Origin of the sequence: Gordonia sp. ABKF26 (assembly GCF_041103195.1) — a bacterium.
Classification (GTDB): domain Bacteria; phylum Actinomycetota; class Actinomycetes; order Mycobacteriales; family Mycobacteriaceae; genus Gordonia; species Gordonia terrae.
The window spans coordinates 5,502,924-5,523,761 of sequence record NZ_JBGCVZ010000003.1 but is presented as its reverse complement, the minus strand read 5'-3'; the positions used below and the strand labels follow the sequence as shown (position 1 = coordinate 5,523,761).

Annotated in this window: 19 protein-coding genes; 7 read left to right on the top strand and 12 right to left on the bottom strand. The window is 68.5% G+C overall.

The window, feature by feature from the left end; genetic code table 11:
* Positions 1-8: 8 nt before the first annotated feature.
* Positions 9-1,028: an LLM class flavin-dependent oxidoreductase gene (locus AB4Z55_RS25690; protein ID WP_369520909.1), complete on the bottom strand. Its 1,020-nt coding sequence runs from the start codon at positions 1,026-1,028 to the stop codon at positions 9-11.
* Between the two features lie 104 nt (positions 1,029-1,132).
* Entirely contained in the window at positions 1,133-2,983 is a 1,851-nt protein-coding gene (gene leuA / locus AB4Z55_RS25685) for a 2-isopropylmalate synthase (protein ID WP_004021616.1), read from the bottom strand.
* 353 nt (positions 2,984-3,336) lie between these two features.
* On the opposite strand from leuA, the gene AB4Z55_RS25680 reads away from it, so the two are divergent.
* Entirely contained in the window at positions 3,337-4,740 is a 1,404-nt protein-coding gene (locus tag AB4Z55_RS25680; RefSeq protein WP_101821029.1) for an MFS transporter, read from the top strand.
* An 84-nt stretch (positions 4,741-4,824) separates the two neighbouring features.
* Here the strand turns inward: AB4Z55_RS25680 and AB4Z55_RS25675 are convergent, their stop codons facing one another.
* The 3 genes from AB4Z55_RS25675 to AB4Z55_RS25665 are packed head-to-tail and all read right to left on the bottom strand — an operon-like array spanning position 4,825 to position 8,010.
* A complete protein-coding gene (locus AB4Z55_RS25675; protein WP_101821053.1) occupies positions 4,825-5,715 on the bottom strand; it encodes a glycoside hydrolase family 16 protein in 891 nt (296 codons plus the stop codon).
* Positions 5,716-5,774: 59 nt separating this feature from the next.
* Complete coding sequence (locus AB4Z55_RS25670) at positions 5,775-6,356, bottom strand: nitroreductase family protein (protein WP_101821028.1); 582 nt, start codon at positions 6,354-6,356, stop codon at positions 5,775-5,777.
* Between the two features lie 40 nt (positions 6,357-6,396).
* Complete coding sequence (locus tag AB4Z55_RS25665; RefSeq protein ID WP_101821027.1) at positions 6,397-8,010, bottom strand: MFS transporter; 1,614 nt, start codon at positions 8,008-8,010, stop codon at positions 6,397-6,399.
* Positions 8,011-8,131: 121 nt separating this feature from the next.
* Here AB4Z55_RS25665 and AB4Z55_RS25660 point away from each other — a divergent pair, with 121 nt between their 5' ends.
* Complete coding sequence (locus tag AB4Z55_RS25660; RefSeq protein WP_369520908.1) at positions 8,132-8,794, top strand: TetR/AcrR family transcriptional regulator; 663 nt, start codon at positions 8,132-8,134, stop codon at positions 8,792-8,794.
* 35 nt (positions 8,795-8,829) lie between these two features.
* Here the strand turns inward: AB4Z55_RS25660 and AB4Z55_RS25655 are convergent, their stop codons facing one another.
* Positions 8,830-10,143, bottom strand: a complete 1,314-nt coding sequence (locus AB4Z55_RS25655; protein ID WP_369520907.1) for a hypothetical protein — start codon at positions 10,141-10,143, stop codon at positions 8,830-8,832.
* Between the two features lie 149 nt (positions 10,144-10,292).
* Here AB4Z55_RS25655 and AB4Z55_RS25650 point away from each other — a divergent pair, with 149 nt between their 5' ends.
* Both AB4Z55_RS25650 and AB4Z55_RS25645 read left to right on the top strand, forming a co-directional pair.
* Positions 10,293-11,558, top strand: coding sequence for an aspartate kinase (locus tag AB4Z55_RS25650; protein WP_101821024.1), 1,266 nt, complete (start codon positions 10,293-10,295; stop codon positions 11,556-11,558).
* 2 nt (positions 11,559-11,560) lie between these two features.
* On the top strand, positions 11,561-12,586 hold the full coding sequence (locus AB4Z55_RS25645) for an aspartate-semialdehyde dehydrogenase (protein WP_369520906.1): 1,026 nt from the start codon (positions 11,561-11,563) through the stop codon (positions 12,584-12,586).
* A gap of 18 nt (positions 12,587-12,604) precedes the next feature.
* Here AB4Z55_RS25645 and AB4Z55_RS25640 read toward each other — a convergent pair whose 3' ends face one another.
* A complete protein-coding gene (locus AB4Z55_RS25640; protein ID WP_101821023.1) occupies positions 12,605-13,315 on the bottom strand; it encodes a FadR/GntR family transcriptional regulator in 711 nt (236 codons plus the stop codon).
* A gap of 125 nt (positions 13,316-13,440) precedes the next feature.
* Here AB4Z55_RS25640 and AB4Z55_RS25635 point away from each other — a divergent pair, with 125 nt between their 5' ends.
* From AB4Z55_RS25635 to AB4Z55_RS25625, 3 genes are all read left to right on the top strand, one after another.
* The gene (locus tag AB4Z55_RS25635) at positions 13,441-13,956 is read left to right on the top strand and encodes a gluconokinase (protein ID WP_004021626.1); all 516 of its coding nucleotides are present in this window, start codon (positions 13,441-13,443) and stop codon (positions 13,954-13,956) included.
* 2 nt (positions 13,957-13,958) lie between these two features.
* On the top strand, positions 13,959-15,353 hold the full coding sequence (locus AB4Z55_RS25630; RefSeq protein ID WP_369520905.1) for a GntP family permease: 1,395 nt from the start codon (positions 13,959-13,961) through the stop codon (positions 15,351-15,353).
* Positions 15,354-15,486: 133 nt separating this feature from the next.
* Entirely contained in the window at positions 15,487-16,899 is a 1,413-nt protein-coding gene (locus AB4Z55_RS25625; RefSeq protein ID WP_354561669.1) for a hypothetical protein, read from the top strand.
* 8 nt (positions 16,900-16,907) lie between these two features.
* Here the strand turns inward: AB4Z55_RS25625 and AB4Z55_RS25620 are convergent, their stop codons facing one another.
* From AB4Z55_RS25620 to AB4Z55_RS25600, 5 genes are all read right to left on the bottom strand, one after another.
* The gene (locus tag AB4Z55_RS25620; RefSeq protein ID WP_239401974.1) at positions 16,908-18,215 is read right to left on the bottom strand and encodes a signal peptidase I; all 1,308 of its coding nucleotides are present in this window, start codon (positions 18,213-18,215) and stop codon (positions 16,908-16,910) included.
* On the bottom strand, positions 18,208-18,804 hold the full coding sequence (locus AB4Z55_RS25615; protein WP_354561432.1) for a SipW-dependent-type signal peptide-containing protein: 597 nt from the start codon (positions 18,802-18,804) through the stop codon (positions 18,208-18,210). The genes AB4Z55_RS25620 and AB4Z55_RS25615 overlap by 8 nt, the downstream gene beginning before the upstream one ends.
* A complete protein-coding gene (locus tag AB4Z55_RS25610) occupies positions 18,801-19,295 on the bottom strand; it encodes a signal peptidase I (protein WP_369520904.1) in 495 nt (164 codons plus the stop codon). The genes AB4Z55_RS25615 and AB4Z55_RS25610 overlap by 4 nt, the downstream gene beginning before the upstream one ends.
* Positions 19,296-19,391: 96 nt before the next feature.
* Entirely contained in the window at positions 19,392-19,955 is a 564-nt protein-coding gene (locus tag AB4Z55_RS25605; RefSeq protein ID WP_354561428.1) for a hypothetical protein, read from the bottom strand.
* Positions 19,956-19,980: 25 nt separating this feature from the next.
* On the bottom strand, positions 19,981-20,523 hold the full coding sequence (locus tag AB4Z55_RS25600; protein ID WP_354561427.1) for an alternate-type signal peptide domain-containing protein: 543 nt from the start codon (positions 20,521-20,523) through the stop codon (positions 19,981-19,983).
* Positions 20,524-20,838 lie beyond the last annotated feature (315 nt).

Here is a 20,838-nt window from a genome sequence, read left to right as displayed (position 1 = left end):
GCAGAGGGTCAGCGCCATCCGAGCGCCGGTGCAACATGGGTGAGGATCGACTCGAGCACATGCGCGTTGTAGTCCACACCCAGTTGATTCGGCACCGTCAGCAGCAGGGTGTCGGCCGCGGCGATCGCCTCGTCCTCACGTAGTTGCTCGATCAACTTGTCCGGCTCATCGGCGTAGCTGCGGCCGAACCGGGCCACGCTGTTGTCGATCACACCGACCTGGTCCGACTCGGCGCCGCCGCGGCCGAAGTAGGCGCGGTCGCGGTCGTCGACGATCGCGAAGATGCTGCGGCTCACGGACACTCGCGGCTCGCGCGGGTGCCCGGCGTCGGCCCAGGCCTTGCGGAAGCGCTGGATCTGTTCGGCCTGCAACTGGTGGAAGGGCACGCCGGTGTCCTCGGTCAGCAGCGTCGAACTCATCAGGTTCATGCCCTGCTGCGCGGTCCACTCAGCCGTTGCCCGGCTCCCGGCACCCCACCAGATGCGATCCCGGAGACCGGGCGACTGCGGCTCGATGGGCAGCAGGCCGGGCGGATTGGGGAACATCGGACGCGGGTTCGGGGTCGCGAAACCCCCGCCCTCGATGACCCGCAGGAAGACCTCGGTGTGTTGACGCGCCATGTCGGCGTCGGTCTCGCCGTCGGACGGGACGTATCCGAAGTACTTGTACCCGTCGATGACCTGCTCTGGCGATCCGCGACTGATGCCGAGCTGGAGCCTGCCCTCGGAGATGAGATCGGCGGCGCCGGCGTCCTCGGCCATGTACAGCGGATTCTCGTACCGCATGTCGATGACCCCGGTGCCGATCTCGATCCGGCTGGTCTTCGCGCCGATTGCGGCCAGCAGCGGGAACGGCGAGGCGAGCTGTCGGGCGAAGTGGTGGACCCGGAAGTACGCGCCGTCGGCGCCGAGTTCCTCGGCGGCCACCGCCAGGTCGATCGACTGGAGCAAAGTGTCGGCCCCGGACCGCACCTGGGACCCGTGGGCGTCCGACCAGTGGCCGAACGAGAGGAAACCGATGTTCTTCATGACCCTCTAAATGAAACTCCGGTCCGTTTTGTTCCCGCGACCCCGCGGCCGTTCGGCGGATCGGACCAGATCAGCCGAACGGCGGCGGTTCGAGGAAGGTGGGGTCAGGGCGCCCAGGTGCCCGGGGCGGTCTCGTCGTCGGCGGCCGGCACCGAGACGACCCGGTAGGCGCGGTTCACCGCCGACACGACTGCACGCAGGCTCGCGGTGGTGATGGACGAGGCGATCCCGACACCCCACACCGTCTCGCCGTTGACCTCGGTCTCCACGTACGCCGCGGCGCTCGCGTCGCCGCCCGCGGTCAGTGCGTGCTCGCTGTAATCGAGCACCCGGACCTCGTAACCGACGGTGCCCAGCGCGTCGACGAACGCCGCCAAGGGTCCGTTGCCCGAGCCGGAGATCTCGCGCTCGTTGCCCTCGACCTTCACGACCGCGGTGATGTGGTCGTCGCCGCCGTCGACCTCCGCGGCGTCGACCTTCTGACGGATGCGCTCCAGCGGCCAGATCGGATGCAGGTAGTTCTCCGCGAAGACGTCCCACATCTCCTTCGGATTGACCTCGCCACCCTCGCCGTCGGTGATCTTCTGGATCTCGCGGCTGAACTCGATCTGCAGACGACGCGGCAGATTCATGCCGTGGTCGGCCTTCATGATGTAGGCGACGCCACCCTTGCCGGACTGGCTGTTCACCCGGATGACCGCTTCGTAGTTGCGGCCCACGTCCTTGGGGTCGATCGGCAGATACGGGACGGCCCAGGTGATGTCGTCGACGTCGGAATCGGCGTCGTCGGCGTCGACCTTCATCTGGTCGAGACCCTTGTTGATGGCGTCCTGATGGCTGCCCGAGAAGGCCGTGTAGACCAGGTCTCCGCCGTAGGGATGGCGCTCGGGGACGTTCAGCTGGTTGCAGTACTCGACCGTCCGGCGGATCTCGTCGATGTCGGAGAAGCTGATCTGGGGGTCGACACCGCGGCTGAACATGTTCATGCCGAGGGTGACCAGGCAGACGTTGCCGGTGCGCTCGCCGTTGCCGAACAGGCATCCCTCGATGCGGTCGGCGCCCGCCTGGTAGCCGAGTTCGGCTGCGGCGACGGCGGTTCCGCGGTCGTTGTGCGGATGCAGGCTCAGGATGACCGAGTCACGCCGGGCGAGGTTGCGGTGCATCCACTCGATCGAGTCGGCGTAGACGTTGGGAGTCGCCATCTCGACGGTCGCCGGCAGGTTGAGGATCATCGGCCGCTCGGGTGTGGGGGCGATGATCTCGGTGACCGCGTCGCACACCTCCTTGGCGAAGCTCAGCTCGGTACCGGTGTACGACTCGGGGGAGTACTCGTAGCGCCAGTTGGTGTCGGGGTAGTTCTGCTGCACCTCGAGCACCTTGTGTGCGGCGTCGGTGGCGATCTTGGTGATCGCCGCCTTGTCCGCGCGGAACACGACGCGCCGCTGCAGGACCGACGTCGAGTTGTAGAAGTGCACGATGACGTTGGCGGCACCGCGGCAGGCGTCGAAGGTGCGCTCGATCAGCTCGTCGCGACACTGGGTCAGGACCTGGATCGTCACGTCGTCGGGGATGGCGCCGTCCTCGATGATCTCGCGGACGAAGTCGTAGTCGGTCTGACTCGCGGACGGGAAGCCGACCTCGATCTCCTTGTAACCCATCCGGACCAGAAGATCGAACATGCGGCGCTTGCGTGCCGGGCTCATCGGGTCGATCAGTGCTTGGTTGCCGTCGCGCAGGTCGACCGCGCACCACATCGGGGCGGTGGTGATGACCTTGTCGGGCCAGGTGCGGTCGGGAACCGACACATTCTCGACCTCATCGGCGAACTGGCGGTATCGGTGAACCGGCATCGCCGAACTGCGTTGCGGATTCCATACGGGCTGTCCGGCGGGAATCGGGCCCGCGGGCTCGACGATTCGGCTGGCGCCGGAAGTGAAGCTGTCTGCTGGTGCCATGGTGGTCATTCTCCGTGTCTGGAAGGAAAGTGACCGGCGCGTGATTGGGCCCCGCGACGGAGGGCCGGTCGGTTCAGACCCCGCCGCGGCAACCGAGGAGGAGTGCGCGCTGCATGCGCCTGACTGTACTCCCCGGCGACGAAGTGACCAAAGCTGCAGGTGAGGCCCCAGATCGGCTCCCCCCTCTTCGGGGGGTGCCGCCCCAGCTGCTCGCATTCCAGACTATGACATGCCTCTCAGTCGGCAGCGTGAGTGACGCAATTCATCCATGCGGCCGACGGGGCGCCCGGGTGAGTTGTCGTCCGGGATAGCGCGCCGCCCACGCGGCCGTCTGCAGAAAGGGACGAACGCCAGTGACGACCATCCCCGCCGAGCCCCCGGTGACCGACCCGCCGGAGGGCAAGCGCACAAGCCTTCGACGAGTGGCCGCCGCGAGCTCCATCGGTACGACCATCGAGTTCTACGACTTCTTCATCTACGGCACCGCCGCCGCGCTGGTGTTCCCGACGGTGTTCTTCCCGTCCGCCGACGAGGTCACCGGGACGATCGCCTCCTTCGCGACCTTCGCCGTGGCCTTCTTCGCCCGCCCGGTCGGCGCCATGCTCTTCGGTCACTTCGGCGACCGGATCGGCCGCAAGCGCACCCTGGTGTGGACCCTGCTGATCATGGGACTGGCGACGGTCGCGATCGGACTTCTGCCCGGTTACGAGACCGGTGTGTTCGGCTTCGCCGAATCCGGCATCGGTATCGCGGCCCCCATCCTCCTCGTGTTCCTGCGGTTCCTGCAGGGCTTCGCCGTCGGCGGGGAATGGGCGGGCGCAACGCTTCTCACCGCCGAATATGCCCCGCCGGGCAAGCGTGGGCTGTACGCGATGTTCCCTCAGCTCGGCCCGGCCTTCGCGTTCTTCCTCTCGAGCCTGACCTTCCTCATCGCGAGCCTGACCCTCGGCGAGACCAGTTCGGCCTTCCTCGATTACGGCTGGCGGATCCCCTTCATCCTCTCGTTCGCGCTGGTGGCTGTCGGGTTGTGGGTTAGGCTCGCGGTCGCCGAGACCCCGGTGTTCCGGGAGGCGCAGCAGCGCAAGGCGACCGGCGCCGCCACGACCGACGGCCCCGCCCTGCCGTTCCTGGACGCGTTCCGGCACCAGTGGCGCGAGATCCTCATCGCCGGCGGTGCGCTGGCGAGCCTGTTCTCGCTGTTCTACATGGGTACCGCGTTCCTCACGAACTACGGCACCAAGTCGCTGGAGCTGTCGCGGACGTTCGTGCTGACCGCCGGGATGGGTGCGGCCGTGGTGTTCGGTCTGTCGACCGCGGCTTCGGCAGTGTGGTCGGACCGCGTGGGGCGTCGCCGGGTCATCCTCACCTCGTGTGCCATCGCTATTCCGTGGACGCTGGTGCTGTTCCCGATCCTCGAGGTCGGCGGCGGCCTGGCATTCGTCGTCGGGCTCCTCGGCACGCTGCTCATCTTCGGCATCGCCTACGGGCCTGCCGGTGCGCTCCTGCCCGAACTGTTCGAGGCGCGGTACCGCTACACCGGTGCGGGAATGGGCTACAACCTGGCCGGCATCCTCGGTGGGGCGATCCCGCCGCTGATCGCCGCCCCGTTGATCGCCGGTCCCGGTGCCATCTGGGTGGGTGTCCTGCTCGCCGGTCTGTCGGCGCTCAGCGTGGTCTGCACGATCATGATCGTCGAGACGAAGGACAAGACCATGCGTGCCTCGGCAACCGACGACGACCAGGTCTTGGTCGCGTAAACGACTGTCACCCAACGCATACGCACTCCGCCCCCGAGCCGAACGGCTCGGGGGCGGAGTGTTGTGGGACGAGGGTCGGCGGACTCAGGGGGTGTAGCGCAACCAGTCGACGGTCATCGTCGCCGGACTCGGGGTCGTCGACGACGGAGGGCCGGGCCAGATCCCGCCGACGGCCACGTTGAGCAATGCGTACATCGGCTTGTCGAAGACCCATCGTTCATCGCCGGTGAGCGAGGACTTGTTGATCGTGTGGACCGCGTTCCCGTCGATGGTGAAGCGGATCTGCGACGACGTCTTGGTCACGGCATAGACGTGGAAGTCGCCGGGGTCGATGCCGGTGAGGTCATGACCTCGTTCCCAGCGGCCGGCGAGGGGGCCCGGCAGCGGGAGTCCGGGGAGCAGGTCGGTGAGCGAGATGTCGAGCGACCCGGCGGCGGTCCCCAGAGCCGTGGGGCCGTGCACACCCACGTGCACCCAGTCGGAGGTGTTGATCGTCTCCGCGACGTCGATTTCGCCGGCCGCCGGATATCCGACCGAGTCGATGTCGGCACCGAGCAGCCAGAACGCCGGGTGCAGTCCACGTCCCTGCGGCAGGGAGAGGCGCGCCGAGATCGTCCCGTAGGTGAACTCGAAGCTGTCCTTGGTGGTCAGCCGGGCCGAGGTCCAACCGCCCGTCGCGGCGCGGCGGGCCTCGATGAGCAGGTTGCCGTTGCCGTCCAGACGCGAGTTGAGGCGGTCGGCGGTGTAGTTCTGTACCTCGTTGTTGCCCCAGCCGCCCGCGCCGGTCTCGTGCTGCAAGGCGGACGGAAACGTGCCGGCCGCGCCGTCGAACTCGAGACCGAAGGGCTCGTCGGCGTTCGCGGTCGCCGGCACGGACAGCGCTGCCGCGGCCGACAGTGCCGTGACGGCGGCGACGGGAGCGAGGTGCGATCCCAGCCGACGGAGAAGTCCTCGTCGTGGAGGTGAGACAGTCATGGAGAAGAAGTACCACAAGTCACTTCTGCCTCATATGCCTCGTTCGTCACATCCGCCGGTCAGGTGTCCGCGGAGCCCGGGAACGCGGCATGACCCCAGTGGTCGGCGAAGGCGACCTCTTCGAGGGGGAGTCGGGTGCGCGGCTTCTCGTCGCGGGCGCGGATGTCCTCGGGGAGCGACGCCGCGTCGGCGGCGAGCACTCCGATGCCGAGCAACACCAGCGGCCGTCGGCCGGCCGGGATCCCGAAAGCGTCTCGGGCGGCCTCGGCGTCGAACCCGGCCATCGGATGAGCGTTGAAACCGAGTGCCTCGGCCTGCAGGATCATCTGGGCGACGGCAAGTCCGCAGTCGACCGCCCCGTAGGTATGGGCCTTCGCGTCGTCGGGGTCATCGGTGGTGCAGACTAGGACCAGCGCCGCCGAGCGCGGCGCCCACCCCGAGTTGCCGCGGGTCAGGACGCCGCTCAGGGCGGCGAAGGTGGGGTCGTCGCGCAGGCCCACGATGAAGCGCACCGGTTGCACCCGGCCCCAGGTGGGTGCCCAGCGACCGGCGTCGACGATGGTGGCGACGTCGTCGACCGAGATGGTCGCGGCGGGATCGTAGCCGCGCGCGCTCCAGCGTCCCGAGATCAATTCGTGCATCCGCCCGAGGGTAGTGGCGCGGGGCCGTCCCGGTCCGCGGTCAGGGCTCGGTACGTCCCACGCCGACGGGACCGGTCGCCGGGAGCGAAGCGAGCGGGACCGGATCAGCGCCGTCGGGCAGCTGCACGTCGGCGACCTCGGCCTGCGGATCGGTCGGCTCGTCGCGCATCACGACGAGCAGGATCGTCCCCAGGACGAGCAGGGCGAGACCGCTCGCGAGCGATGCGGCATGCATGCCGTCGACGAACGACTGCTTCGCCGCCGTGGCCAGACCCTCGCCGGCCGGACCCATGTCGGCCGAGCGGTGCAGCGTCTCGCCGAGGGTGTCGCCGAACGCCCAGCCGCGATCGCCGTCCCGGAACACGAGGGTGGCCAGCGATCCGAGAAGCGCCAGACCCATCGCGGTGCCGAGCTCGAAACTCGTCTCCGAGATACCGGATGCGGCGCCCGATCGTTCCGGGGGCACCGAACCGACGACCACGACGGAGACCAGGCTGAACTGGATGCCGTAACCGATGCCCGCGATCGTCGTGCACAGGATGTACACCCAGACCGGAGACGAGGTGCCGAGGGTCAGCATGCCGAGGTTGCCCGCCGCCGCGAGGCCGACGGAACCGACGAAGGCCAACCGGGTGCCCAGGAAGGCGGCGACCCTGGTCGCCCCGATGGAGAACACCGCCACCGCGACGGCCATCGGAAGGCCGGCGATGGCCGCGGCCAGGACGTCGTGGCCCATGACCGACTGGAGATAGACGCCGGTCAGGTAGGACATGCCGCCGAGGGCCATCATGCCGATCAGCGCGACGGCGACCGCGCCGCTGAACTGCGCGTTGCCGAACAGTTTGAGGTCGAGGAGCGGGGACGCGATTCGCCGCTGGTGCAGCAGGAACGCGATGAGCAGAGCCGCACCCACCACGCCCGCGACGACCACGGCGGTCGTGGCGCCGTCGCTCGCCACCGTCTTGACCGCGTAGACCAGCGGGAGGATGCCGGCCATCGAGAGCACGACGCCGAGGACGTCGAAGGGATCGGTGGTCGCAGCCCGGTACTCCGGGATCAGGCGCGGGCCGAAGACGAAGAGCAGGACGAGCACCGGAACGTTGATGAGGAAGACCACGCCCCACCAGAAGTGGTGCAGCAGAACGCCGCCGATGACCGGGCCCACCGCGCTGCCGCCGGCGAACGCCGCGGTCCACACGCCGATCGCGCGACCGCGCTCGCGGGCGTCGGGGAACATGTTGGCGATGAGCGACAGGCTCGACGGCAGCAGGGTCGCGCCGCCGATGCCCATCAGGGCGCGCGCCGCGATCAGGATGCCGGCCGTGGGAGCGAAGGCCGCGATGACCGAAGCGACGCCGAAGAGGCCGGCGCCGGCGAGCAGGATGCGACGACGCCCCACGCGGTCGCCGACGTTGCCCATCGTGATGAGCAGTCCGGCGATGAGGAACCCGTAGATGTCGAGAATCCACAGCTGCTGGGCCGCGGACGGCGCGAGCGCATCGGTGATCGACGGGATGGCGAGGTACAGCACCGAGACGTCCATCGAGACCAGGAACACCGGCAGGGTGAGCACGGCCAGTCCCAGCCACGTTCGTCGGTCGGCGGCACCCGGGGTCGGGTGGAGCCGGTTCGACGGGTCGAGCTGGGCGGACATCGCTCCTCCTTCGCGGCAGACGACAGCTACCTACGCGTACGGTGTACGCGGGTCAGCGTACGGGGATGAGTACGCTGTACGCAATCGCTTTATTCCCGCTCTGAGCAGGAGGAACCCGAAAGTGACGTCCGACACCTCGAAGCTGTCGCCCGCGACGATCGTGAACGCCGCGATCGCCGTCGCCGATGACGACGGCATCGGATCGCTGTCGATGCGGCGGGTTGCCGAGAGACTCGGGGTCGGTGCGATGTCGCTCTATCGCCACGTCGCGGACAAGGACGCGCTGCTGCAGGCGATGTCGACCGAGGTGGGGCGTCGGTTCCCGTACCCGGTGGACACCGCGCCCGGGTGGCGCGCCCGGGTCGAGGTGGCCGTCGACGTCGACTGGGAGCTCTACACGCGGCACCCATGGGTCGTCCTCGCCTACTCGTCGCCCCGGCACAGCTATGGCGAGGATTCGCTGGCGTGCCTCGATTGGCTCGCGGCGGGGTTCCTGGAACTCGGCGTCGGCATCGAACGCGCGACCGACATGGCGCTGTCGGTCTGGAGTTTCGTCCACGGTGTGGCGCTGGTTGCGGTGAGCGACCAACTGCTGCACGACGACTCGCTGCTCCCGTCCGCCGGACTCGCCGAGGTGATCTCGGGAGAGTCCGAGGTCGAGGTCCCGTCGCACCTCGCCCGTCTGGCCGGGCGGCCCGATGCCGGCCGGCTCCTCGATCCCCGCGCGCGGCTCGACACCGGGATCGACTACCTCTGCCGGGGATTCGCGGCGTCTGCGGTGTGAGTCCGCGCTCCTCGGGGGGTGGGGGTGCGCGATTCTCACATGGCGTGGGGGAACACGGTGAGCATGTGCGCGCCGAACCACGAGCTGCCCACCACGATCGGCACGACGATCAGGCCGGCGACGACCGGTCGCATCCGGGCGAGCGCCATCGCCAGCGGGATCAGCAGGACGAACGCGGGCAGGAGCAGCCGCGGCCTGCTCATCATCAGCCCGCTCGACAGCACGATCTGCGCGACCAGCAGCGAGCCGTAGAGCAGGACCGGCCACGGCATCCGTGACCACACCGCGACGCCGAGCATCGCCAGCGTGCTCAAGACGATCCACGCGGTGGCAACCGGTGCGATCTCGGCCGAGTGCACGAGCATCTCGTTGACGAACCGGAAAGCGGCCTCACCCCAGTCGAACTGGGTGTCCCACCCCTCGGTCTGGATTCGGAACCATCCGGTCGGTGATCCGGTGTGCGCCCACACCACGCAGAGGTATGCGAGATAGCCGAGGGGGCTGATCAGGATGGCGACGATCGCGCGGACCCGTGCCCCTCGGGAGACGGTGGTTCGGCGTGCCTGCCACAGGAACACGACGGCCGCGAGCATCACGACCCCGATCAGGACCGCCGCCGTCGGCCGGCACAACCCGCAGATCGCGGCCACGACGCCGGCGAGGAGCCAGCGCTTCTCGAGGACCCCGACCAGCGCCCACACCGCGAGCGCGCAGAACAGCGCCTCGGTGTAGGCCATGTTCAGCACGATCGACATCGGCGTCGCCGCGAACAGCGCCACCAGGAAGAGTCCGGTGCCCCGCTCGGGGGCCGGGCCGACCGGTGACCGGCGGGCCATGAGTCGCGCGCACACCATGCCCAGGCGTGCCGCGCCGACCGCGGCCACACAACCCAGGAGCAGGTTCACCGTGAGGGCGGCACCGAACGGGCTCAGCCCGGGCAATTTCGCGATCAACCCGACGAGGTACGGATATCCCGGGAAGAAGGCGTAGGCCGTGTCGACGGTGTGCAGCCCCCGTGCGTCTGTGAGGGCGTAGGGCACGCCGTCGTAACCGTGGGTCGCGATCGCGATCATCCACTGCCCATCCCACACCGCCAGGGAGTCGCCGAGCGTGGTCCCGCGGAGGTCGACGAATCGGGCCAGGACCAGGATGCCGATCGCCCGGATGACGAGGAAGACGAGCAGCGCGTCGAGCCACCAGCGATGTCTGCGGAGGCCGGCGGGCGACGAGCCGACCGGACCGAAGAACGCCGAGGTCAGCGTCCGCAGTCGACGACCCGCGTCGGACCGGCTCCCGGTCCGGCCGTCGGCGCCGCTTCCGGTATCGCCGACGTCGGTAAGGGAGGCCACCCGAGCGATCCTAGGGCGGATCGGATCGTCCGGGTGCCGATGGGTGGCGCGGAGACCAGATCAGGCCGTCGGGCGTGGTCCCGGTAAGGTTGTCCCGGCAAGTTGACGTCTATGGTCCGGCCGACGCGGCCGGCAGGAGGTAACTCGACGTGGCCCTCGTGGTGCAGAAGTACGGCGGATCCTCGGTCGCAACGGCCGAACGCATCCGTCGCGTCGCCGAGCGGATCGTCGAGACCAAGAAGCAGGGCAACGACGTCGTCGTGGTCGTGTCCGCGATGGGCGACACCACCGATGAGCTGCTCGACCTCGCCCAGCAGGTCAATCCGGCGCCGCCGGCGCGCGAGATGGACATGCTGTTGACCTCGGGTGAGCGGATCTCCAACTCGCTCGTGGCCATGGCGATCAGCTCGATGGGTGCGCAGGCGCAGTCGTTCACCGGCTCGCAGGCCGGCGTGATCACGACGAGCAGCCACGGCAAGGCCAAGATCATCGACGTGACCCCCGGCCGGGTCCGCAGCGCCCTCGACGAGGGCAAGATCGTGCTTGTCGCCGGATTCCAAGGCGTCTCGCAGGACACGAAGGACGTCACCACGCTGGGACGCGGTGGTTCCGACACCACCGCGGTCGCGCTCGCCGCGGCGCTCGAAGCGGATGTCTGCGAGATCTACACCGACGTCGACGGCGTCTACTCCGCGGACCCGCGCATCGTGCCCGACGCCCGCCGGCTGGACACCGTCAGTTTCGAGGAGATGCTCGAACTGGCCGCCTGCGGTGCCAAAGTGCTGATGCTGCGCTGCGTCGAATACGCCCGTCGCTACAACGTTCCCGTTCACGTGCGCTCGTCGTACTCGACCAAACCCGGCACCGTGGTGACCGGATCGATGGAGGACATTCCCGTGGAAGAAGCCATTCTCACCGGCGTCGCACATGATCGCAGCGAGGCCAAGATCACCGTCGTCGGGCTCGACGACAAGCCCGGTTACGCCGCGCGGGTCTTCCGTGCCGTCGCCGACGCGGAGATCAACATCGACATGGTGCTCCAGAACGTCTCGAAGGTCGACACCGGCAAGACCGACATCACGTTCACCCTGCCGCGCGAGCTCGGACCGCTCGGTGTCGAGAAGCTCACCAAGCTGCAGCGGGAGATCGGCTTCACCGATCTGCTCTACGACGATCACATCGGCAAGGTCTCGCTGGTGGGTGCGGGCATGAAGTCGCATCCCGGCGTCACCGCCACGTTCTGTGAGGCGCTCAGTGAGGCCGGCGTCAACATCGAGTTGATCTCCACGTCGGAGATCCGTATCTCGGTGCTGTGCCGCGACACCGAACTCGACGACGCGGTGCGCGCCCTGCACGCCGCATTCGACCTCGGCGGCGAAGAAGAAGCCGTCGTCTACGCCGGGACGGGGCGATAGCCATGGGTGTTCGTATCGGAGTCGTGGGTGCGACCGGTCAGGTCGGTGCCGTCATGCGAACCCTGTTGGCCCAGCGCAACTTCCCGGCCGACGAGGTGCGGTTCTTCGCGTCGTCGCGTTCGGCAGGCAAGACGCTGCCGTGGGGCGACGGCGAGATCGTCGTCGAGGACGCCTCGACCGCCGACCCGTCGGGTCTGGACATCGCGCTGTTCTCCGCGGGGGCCACGATGTCCCGCGAGCAGGCGCCGCGGTTCGCCGCGGCCGGCGTGACCGTCATCGACAACTCGTCGGCGTGGCGCAAGGATCCCGATGTGCCGCTGGTGGTCTCGGAGGTCAACGGCGAGCTGGCGAAGAACCCGCCCAAGGGGATCATCGCCAACCCCAACTGCACCACCATGGCCGCGATGCCGGTCCTCAAGCCGCTGCACGACGAGGCCGGCCTCCAGCGACTGATCGTCTCGAGCTACCAGGCGGTCTCGGGCAGTGGCCTGGCCGGTGTCGAGGAACTCGCCGGTCAGGTGCGTGCTGTTGCCGGTGACGCCGAGAAGCTGGTCCACGACGGATCTGCTGTCGAGTTCCCTGCGCCGAACAAATACGTCGCGCCGATCGCCTTCAACGTGCTGCCCCTCGCCGGGTCTCTCGTCGACGACGGTTCGGGTGAGACCGACGAGGATCAGAAACTGCGCAACGAATCTCGCAAGATCCTGGGCCTGCCGGAACTGCTCGTGAGCGGCACCTGTGTGCGTGTGCCGGTGTTCACCGGTCACTCGCTGTCGATCAACGCCGAGTTCGCGAGTCCGCTGTCGGTGGCGCGCGCCCAGGAGATCCTCGGCGCGGCCGCCGGTGTCGAGCTCGCCGACGTGCCGACGCCACTGGCGGCCGCGGGCAACGACGCGTCGCTCGTGGGCCGGATCCGCCAGGACCCGGGTGTTCCCGAAGGTCGCGGACTCGCGCTCTTCATCTCGGGGGACAACCTCCGAAAAGGCGCTGCGCTCAACACCATCCAGATCGCCGAACTGCTGGTCTGAGCGGTCCCTCCCGAGCGGTCAACGGGTCTCTTCGGAGACAGCTGCCGCCGCCTCGGTGATGATCGCCCGCATCGACGCCTCCGCGACCTCCGGGTCGCGGAGGCGTATTGCTCTGGCCACGTCGTCGTGCAGTGCGATGGCGGCCGGGTTGGGGGTCGCCGGCATCATCCCGTGATGGGTGCGTCCGGCCAGGACCTCGTTCACCACGCCGGTGAGTGACCGGAACATCTCGTTGCCGCTCGCCTCGAGGAGTGTCCGGTGGAAGACCTTGTCGGCCAACAGGTATGACTCGAGGTCGCCGGTACGGCCATGCACCGACATGTCCGACACCGCCGCGGCGAGGATGCGGCACTGGTGTTCGTTCGCGCGTTCCGCGGCCAGCGCTGCCGCCACCGGTTCGAAACCACGCCGCAACTCCGACAGCGTCGCCAGGAACTCGGCGCGCTCACCGCCGTCGAGCCGCCACCGGATCAGCCGTGCGTCGAACACGCTCCAGCGCGTCCGCGGTTGGATGGTGATGCCGACGCGCCGCCTCGACTCGACCAGACCCATCGACTCGAGTACCCGGATCACCTCACGGGACACTGTCCGGGAGACGCCGTGTTCGGCACTGATGGAGTCGAGGGTCAGCACGCTGCCGGCCGGCTGTGCTCCGGACACGATGCGTCTGCCGATCGCCGCAAGGATCTCCTCGTGCCGTTCGGGTGCGCTTCGTGTGCCCTGACTCACCGTTTCATCTTCTCATTAGTCGAGGTCCGGCCGAATGTGCGTACTTAATGGCAGGACACGCTTGCAAAAGTATGACTATTGAGGCAGCCTACGTGATCAGCAGCACAATGTCGTGAGGAGTGAACATGCGATCACCGATTGTCGTCATGGGGGTGTCGGGGTCCGGGAAGTCGACGGTCGGAGCAGCGCTGGCGCAGCGTTTGCGCGTGCCGTTCGCCGACGCCGACGACTTCCACCCGGCGGAGAACATCGCCAAGATGTCGGCCGGACAACCGCTCGACGACGACGATCGCGGCCCCTGGCTCGAATCGATCGGGGTCTGGCTGGCCGAGCACGAGAGCGGTGGCGTCATGAGCTGTTCCGCACTCAAGCGTGACTACCGGAACCGCCTCCGCGAGCACGCGCCGGCGACACTGTTCGCCCACCTGGCCGGCTCGGTCGACGTCATCTCGCGACGGCAGGCGTCGCGGCCCGGGCACTTCATGCCCCCGGCACTGCTCGCCTCGCAGTTCGAGACCCTGGAGCCGCTGACCGCGGACGAACGCGGGTTCACCGTCGACGTCGACCAGAGTGTGGACGCCATCGTCGACGAACTGGTCGCGTCCCTGCCCGACACGCACGTTGACGGCGAGGAGAGCTGACGATGTCGACGACGACCACGATCCTCGCCGCCGGTGCGGACCTACCCGAACCCGTTGCCCCCGGTTGGCAACTCATTCTCGCGGCGCTGGCCGGCATCGCCGTCATCGTCGTCGCGATCACGATCGCGAAGGTCCACCCCTTCCTCGCGCTCGTCGGCGGCGGTGCGACGGTCGGCATCGTCGCGGGTGAGTCCATCCCGACGGTCCTCGAGTCGTTCACCGCCGGATTCGGCACCACCGCAGCGGGTGTCGGCATCCTGATCGCACTCGGTGCCATGTTCGCCAAACTCCTGGCGGACTCCGGCGGGGCCGACGAGATCGTCGACACGATCGTCGCTCATGCGTCACCGCGGATGCTGCCGTGGGCGATGGCCCTCGTCGGCGCCATCATCGGGCTGCCGATGTTCTTCGAGATCGGTCTCGTCCTGCTGATGCCGGTGATCTACCTGGTGGCCCGACGATCGGGACTCGGTCTGATCCCGATCGGCATTCCCGCGCTGGCCGGGCTCTCGGCGATGCACGGTTTCGTCCCGCCGCACCCGGGCCCGCTGGTGGCGATCGACGCTCTCGGCGCCGACCTGGGCATGACCCTCGGACTCGGTGTGCTGGTTGCCATTCCGACCATCATCGTGTCCGGACCGCTGTTCGGTGTGCTCGCCGGGAAATGGGTGACGGTCGACGCCCCGACGACCTTCGACGTCGATCCGGCAGACGGCCCGACGACGAAGCGGCCGTCTTTCGCGATCACCATGTTCAGCGTCCTGCTGCCCGTCGTGCTGATGCTGGGCAAAGCCATCGCCGAGATCTTCATCGCCGACGAGGACCAGCCCCTGCGCAAGGTGCTCGACATCCTCGGCACCCCGCTGATCGCGCTGCTGATCGCCGTGATCGTCGCGATGTTCACCCTCGGCCGTGGGTCCGGGATGGACCGCGAGACGATCTCGAAGTGCACGGGTGCGGCACTGCCCGCCATCGCGGGAATCCTGCTGATCGTCTCGGCCGGTGGCGGATTCAAGGAGGTGCTCGTCGACACGGGTATCGGCACCCTGCTGGCGGACTGGGCCACCGGTGCGAACGTCTCCGTCCTCCTGCTCGCCTGGACCCTCGCGGCACTGATCCGCCTCGCGACCGGTTCGGCGACGGTTGCCTCCATCACCGCGTCGTCGCTGATCCTCGGACTGGTCGACGGCATGGGTTCGGGAGAGCTCTCCCTGGTCGTCCTGGCGATCGGTGCCGGCTCGGTGTTCCTGTCGCACGTCAACGACGCCGGCTTCTGGTTGGTGAAGGAGTACTTCGGGATGACCGTCGGCCAGACCTTCAAGACCTGGTCGATGATGGAGACCGTCCTGTCGGTGACCGGACTGATCGTGGTACTCGCTCTCGGCCTGGTCATCTGAGCCGCGCGGCCGCGCCTGAAACCCACCCTCAGCAGCCGGGCCGTCGACATATCGTCGTCGAGCAGTCTGTGGGGGGTGGGTTTCAGAGGCGGATTTCTGCTGGGGTCCGGTAGCTTCACCTTCCATGACGCGGATGAAGCGGGTCTGGACGGCGGTGGTCAGCGGAGTCATGGCGATGGCGGTGGGTCTCGCGTACCCCGCGGTGGCGCAACCGGACTCGCCGAGCGTTGGGCTCGGACCGGCCGACACCTCGCTCATGCACGGCGATCTCGCCTCCACCGACTCTACGTCGCATCGCGGACCCGGCCGCGGTGCCCGGTTGGCCGCCTCCTCCGTCCCCGGCGGAGCCTGTGCGGCGACCTTCGTGGGCCGCGACGGGATGCCGGTCGCGTTGTGCACGCAGTTCGTCGGAACGACGCCGCCCGCATTCGCGGCACCGACGGTCGTCCTCTTCGATCCCCGGACCGCGCAACCGTTGGCGTCGACGCAGCTCACGAAGGGCGGCCTGCTCGGCGGTGTGTACGGCTACCTCGACGACCGTGACCGGGTGGTCGTAGCCGACGGCTCGAACTCGATTCTTCGTGTCGCGCATGCGAAGACGGCGAACGGCTGGCGGGTCTACGTCGATGATCGGGTCGACGTCGGCCAGGCGATCCCGGCGGGTGACGCGATCACCGGCCTGGCGCCGGACTTCGACGGCCGCGTCTGGTTTGCGACCACGGGTGGGGTGGTCGGGACGGTCGACCGGCATCGCGCCGTCCGGTCCACCCGGCTCCCGGCGGGAGAGGAACTGGGCAACGGCCTGTCCATCCGGCGGACCGGTGCGTCGATCCTCACGACGCAGGCGCTGTACGAGATGCGCGCCGACCCGGGCGCGGCACCGCGAGTCGTCTGGCGTCGCGCATATGACCGGGGACCGGCACGCAAACCCGGGCAGCTCACCTGGGGTTCGGGAACGACGCCGACCTATTTCGGTCCGGGCGGCGACGGGTGGGTCGCCATCGTCGACAACGCGGAGCCGCCGAGTCTTCGTGTGCTGCGCAGCGACGACGGTTCCGAGGTTTGCCGGATGCGGGCCTTCGCGAGGTCGGGGCCGGGCACCGAGAATTCGCCGATGGCCTGGGGTAACTCGCTGGTCATCCCGAGTACCCACGGCTACCAGTACCCGCCGATGGCGGTGCGGGGGCCGTCGGTCCCGGCCGATGCCCCGTTCGTCGGCGGCGCCACCCGCATCGATGTCGGCGACGGCGGTTGTCGTCGCGTGTGGGAGAACGACGACCGGATCGCCACGCTTCCCAAGCTGTCTCGCGCGGATGGGCTGATCCATGCGATCGGGTACGGACCTCTCGAGTCGCGCCGCCCCCAACAACTGGGTGAAGTCGTCTACCTCGCAACCGACTTCGCGACGGGGCGGCGGGTGGCGACCGTGCCGGTCGGGGCGGCACCATTCGACGAGCCGCTCGAACTGACCGGAACCATCACCGCGGATGGAACACTGTGGCAGGCGACTCTCGGCCGCATGCTGAAGGTGGCGCCGGGTCGCTGAATCGCCTCTCAGCGATACCCGTCGGCCGTTGTCGGCTCCGAGGTTCGCGAGACATCGGGAACTGCCTGTCCGACTTCGGATTCGCGTGTCGCCGGGGAAGTGGTCGGCGTCGGGGGCGTCGAGGTCTGTGGGCCATCGGTCGGTGAGGCCGGGTCCGTGGACGGCTCGGTCGACGATGATCCCGGGGTCTGCGACGCCGAACTCGGCGAGCCGGATTCGCTCGGGGTCGTGCTCGACACGGACGGGGCGGTGCGGGCCTGACGTCCGGGTGCTGCCCCGGGACTCGTCACCGTCCCCGGCGTCGCGCACGACGAACTCAAGACAGCCTTCGTGATCCGATGGGTCAGTGTGGGACTCGGCGAGATCCAGAAGTTCCCCACGCGGGAGACGAGATGAACCGTCGTCGAGCTGGGGAGCAGATCCAGGAGACCCGCACTCACCGTGTAGCTGACGGTCCCCGACGCCTGGGCCGGTAGGTCCTGGGTACTGAGCAGGAGACCGGTCGTCGTGGCCCGGAACTCGAGCCGGTAACCGAACGCGGGCCCGACCACCGGCCAGCTCAAGAGGGCGCTCGTCAGCAGTGTTCCCTGGGTCGCACAGGTGAAGCTCGCCGGCCGGGGCGCGGTGCCCAGCGTCATCGTCACCTGGCCGACCGTCCGGTCCGTCATTCCCGCTCGGGCGGCACCGGGCGGCGAGGCGACAATCAACGTCGCCGACAGCGCACCGACGAGGACGATCGGCATCCCGGCATGCGTGGCGCGTCCGGGGACGCCGGGGTGCGGTGCGGCCGCCCGGTGCCGACCGCTGCTGCGTCTGCGCCGGTGGGGTCCGAACACGGCGATGAGCAGCCAGACCGCCAGGACGATGCCCGCCGCGCGGGCAGCGGGCGTCGACGACCACGCGACGGCATAACCGAGATAGGGGACATCGGCCATCACGCGCTCGACGTCGGTGACGACATACGGGGTGAGGTCGGGTTCGGTGTTCGCGTCACCCTTCAGTACGAGCGCCACCGAATTGCCCGCGCCGGCATCCACGTTCACCACCCGGTGGGTGATCCGATTGCCGTTGTCGGCGGTCACGCTCACGACGTCACCCGGCTCGACCGCGCCGGCCGGGACCTCGCGAGCGAGGGCGAGGGAACCGACGGGGATCGCCGGCTCCATCGATCCGGACCGGAAGACGAGTGGTGTGATGCCGAACAGCACGGCCGAGAAGGCCAGGCACATACAGACCACGCCCGCGACGGCACCGACGCTCAGCGCGACGTCGGTTCCTCGCCCGGGCCGGCGACCGGGGGTGACGGGCTCAGGCATTCGCCACCCCGGTGCCGTCGAAGGTGAACAGGACGCCGCCGGTTGCGGCCTGGGTGGCATTCGATGCCGTTGCGGGCAGCGTGAACTGAAGGCACAGGATCTCGGCTCCGGTGCCGGCCGCGAGTGGGCCGCGCGTACCGAGGATGGCGGCGTCGGCGCCGGTCAGCGGCATGGTGGGAACCGTGGGGGTGCCGGTGCAGGTCGATCCCGAGATGGTGCCGCCGACCACGACGGCGAGTTGTACCGCGGTACCGGCCGTGCCCGTCCCTCGGACCTTGGTCGTGTAGGTCGCGGCGACATTGCCCCGACTCTGGACGGTGACACGTACGGCGGCGGATTGTCCGGGCAGCAGCGCCGACCCGAGTGGCACCGACAGCGGCGCGGCCTGAGTCGCGTTCACGTTGTCGAGCCACAGATCGACGGTGCCGGTGGTGAAGGTCCCGGAGGTGGTCGTCGTGGTTGCCGACCAGGCGGCCAGTGTCCCGACTGTGCCGAGTCCGAGAACGATCCCGACCGACAGCACCGCACGGACGCGGGTCGACCGCAGGAATCGTCCGAACCCGCGCGCGGCCGCGCGCATCGTGCTCATCGCGGCGCGGATCCGGTCGACACCCGCCGCCTGTCGACGACCGCACCGACGAGCTGAACGGCGGCATAGAGCCCGAGGGCGCCCGCCATGACGGTCACCACCAGAACGCGAGTGTCTCCGGTGAGCCAGTTGTTGACGTGACCGAGGTACGGGATCGAGTACCACACCGCTCCGCGGATCTGGGCCGGCTCCGCGGACCCGGGGTCGGGCTGTGGGTTGTTGTCGCCCTGCGTCGTATACGTACGTCCGCCGGTACTGTCCATGCCCGTGGCGATGATCCGATGCGTGACGACTGCGGGTTCGCCCGACCGGATCTGGAAGGTGATCACCTCGCCGACCGGCAGGCGGTTCGTGTCCGAGTCCCGGACCACGACAAGCGTGCCCGGTGGATAGGTGGGTCGCATCGACTCCGTCAGCACCGTGTACGGCTGGGCGTTGCCGACGAGTGGGATCACGACGAGCGCCAGGACCAGTGCCGAGACCGCGAACACGAGTAGCCAGGTGACGATCGTGCTGACCCACCACCAGGGTCCGGTGCGCGACGGATTCCGCCTCCGTGATCGACCGAGTGTCGGTGTGCCGGTGGCTCATACCTGCTCCGCCCGGAAGCCGAAGACGTGGGTGTAGGTGGCCGGTTCGGCCCCGGCGACGGAGATCAGCGTGCTCCGGACGCACCAGGTGTCCTGCGCCCCGGCGGCCAGGGTGCGGAACGCCGATGCGACGGTCGAGACGGAGCCGACGCCCGACAGCGTCGGGAAGGCGCTCGTCGGCCCGAGAGCCGATGTTGCCGTACAGGTTCCACCGATTGCCCCGGCGAGGGTCACCGTGACCGTCGACGCCGTCGACACCTGTGGGCCGGCGGAGGTCAATCGGTACCGCAGTGGCGTCGTCCCCGTGTTGACGATCGCCAGCGGCGCCTGCCGGAACTGGTTCGGGACGAGAGCCGCTCCGGTCAGCTCGGGAAAGGTGTAGACGTTGTCGGCTCCCGAGCCGGTGGCGAGGGCCAGTCGGCCGGTGGCCACCTGGCCGGGAGCCGACGACGCGGTCTCGGTCCAGTACGCCCCGGTCGAGCGCACCGACACCGCGATCAGGACGACCACCACCGCGAGCGCGACCGCGCCCGCGACGGGCCCGAACACGTGGCGCGACATGCGCATCCGTCGTCGTCGAGGTCGCTCAGGCGCGTTCCTGCTGCAGGGTCACCTGCAGCTGCGAGAGGTTGACCGTCGAGTTGATCCCCACCTGATCGGGGGTGCCGCGATCGAAGTCCACCGTGACGGTGACGTCAACGGTCTTTCCGTTGTCGGCCGTCGTGATCACGCTGCTCGGAATGGGCGCGCCGCCGAAGGTCGCGGTGTTCGTGACCGTCACCCAATCCGTCAGCGCTGCCGGAATGACGTTGGTGCCCTGATTCGTCGTGGTGATGCGCGCGGTCAGGTTGTCGCCGACCGCCGCGACCCGGTAGCTCGCGGTGAACTGCAGGACGTCACCGGGCACCATCCGGAAGGTCGCCGGATCGATGTCGACCGGGGCCGCGGCATTCGAGACATCCTGCCACTGACCCGCATTCACTGCTGTCAGGTCGAGCGTTCCGGTCTGGACGTCGCCGGAGTCGGTGGTCTCGCTGTCGCTCCACAGGGCGTAGGTGCCCAGGCCGCCCAGCAACAGCAGCACGGCCGCCACCGCTGCGAACAGACCCTTGCTGACCTTCTTGTTCACTTTTCGCCTCTCGTCGTGGTGTGCCGATTCGCCCGAGAAACCGATCGAAATGGGGTCGGAATCGACCTGAGAAATGTACCGATCCGAATTCGAGGCTATTCGTATGAATGGGTGAGGGAAAAGTGCCGGTCATTCTTTTTGGGGAACGCGAGCGAAATTGCGCATTATTCAATCACGAGACCGTAACGAATTCATTCGCTGCACTGAAATGACCGGGCCCCTTGGGGAGGATGTTCGGCCCACCGCGTCGGGACTCCGTCGTCGGCTGCTCCCCCGGATGCCGGAGTGGGGAACTCCTGGTGCCCGGACCCCCGA

Coding starts and splice junctions, on each gene's coding strand:
- AB4Z55_RS25690 (WP_369520909.1), bottom strand. CDS start 1,028: ATGAAGAACATCGGTTTCCTCTCGTTCGGCCACTGGTCGGACGCCCAC.
- leuA (WP_004021616.1), bottom strand. CDS start 2,983: ATGGCACCAGCAGACAGCTTCACTTCCGGCGCCAGCCGAATCGTCGAG.
- AB4Z55_RS25675 (WP_101821053.1), bottom strand. CDS start 5,715: ATGACTGTCTCACCTCCACGACGAGGACTTCTCCGTCGGCTGGGATCG.
- AB4Z55_RS25670 (WP_101821028.1), bottom strand. CDS start 6,356: ATGCACGAATTGATCTCGGGACGCTGGAGCGCGCGCGGCTACGATCCC.
- AB4Z55_RS25665 (WP_101821027.1), bottom strand. CDS start 8,010: ATGTCCGCCCAGCTCGACCCGTCGAACCGGCTCCACCCGACCCCGGGT.
- AB4Z55_RS25645 (WP_369520906.1), top strand. CDS start 11,561: ATGGGTGTTCGTATCGGAGTCGTGGGTGCGACCGGTCAGGTCGGTGCC.
- AB4Z55_RS25635 (WP_004021626.1), top strand. CDS start 13,441: ATGCGATCACCGATTGTCGTCATGGGGGTGTCGGGGTCCGGGAAGTCG.
- AB4Z55_RS25630 (WP_369520905.1), top strand. CDS start 13,959: ATGTCGACGACGACCACGATCCTCGCCGCCGGTGCGGACCTACCCGAA.
- AB4Z55_RS25625 (WP_354561669.1), top strand. CDS start 15,487: ATGAAGCGGGTCTGGACGGCGGTGGTCAGCGGAGTCATGGCGATGGCG.
- AB4Z55_RS25620 (WP_239401974.1), bottom strand. CDS start 18,215: ATGCCTGAGCCCGTCACCCCCGGTCGCCGGCCCGGGCGAGGAACCGAC.
- AB4Z55_RS25615 (WP_354561432.1), bottom strand. CDS start 18,804: ATGAGCACGATGCGCGCGGCCGCGCGCGGGTTCGGACGATTCCTGCGG.
- AB4Z55_RS25605 (WP_354561428.1), bottom strand. CDS start 19,955: ATGTCGCGCCACGTGTTCGGGCCCGTCGCGGGCGCGGTCGCGCTCGCG.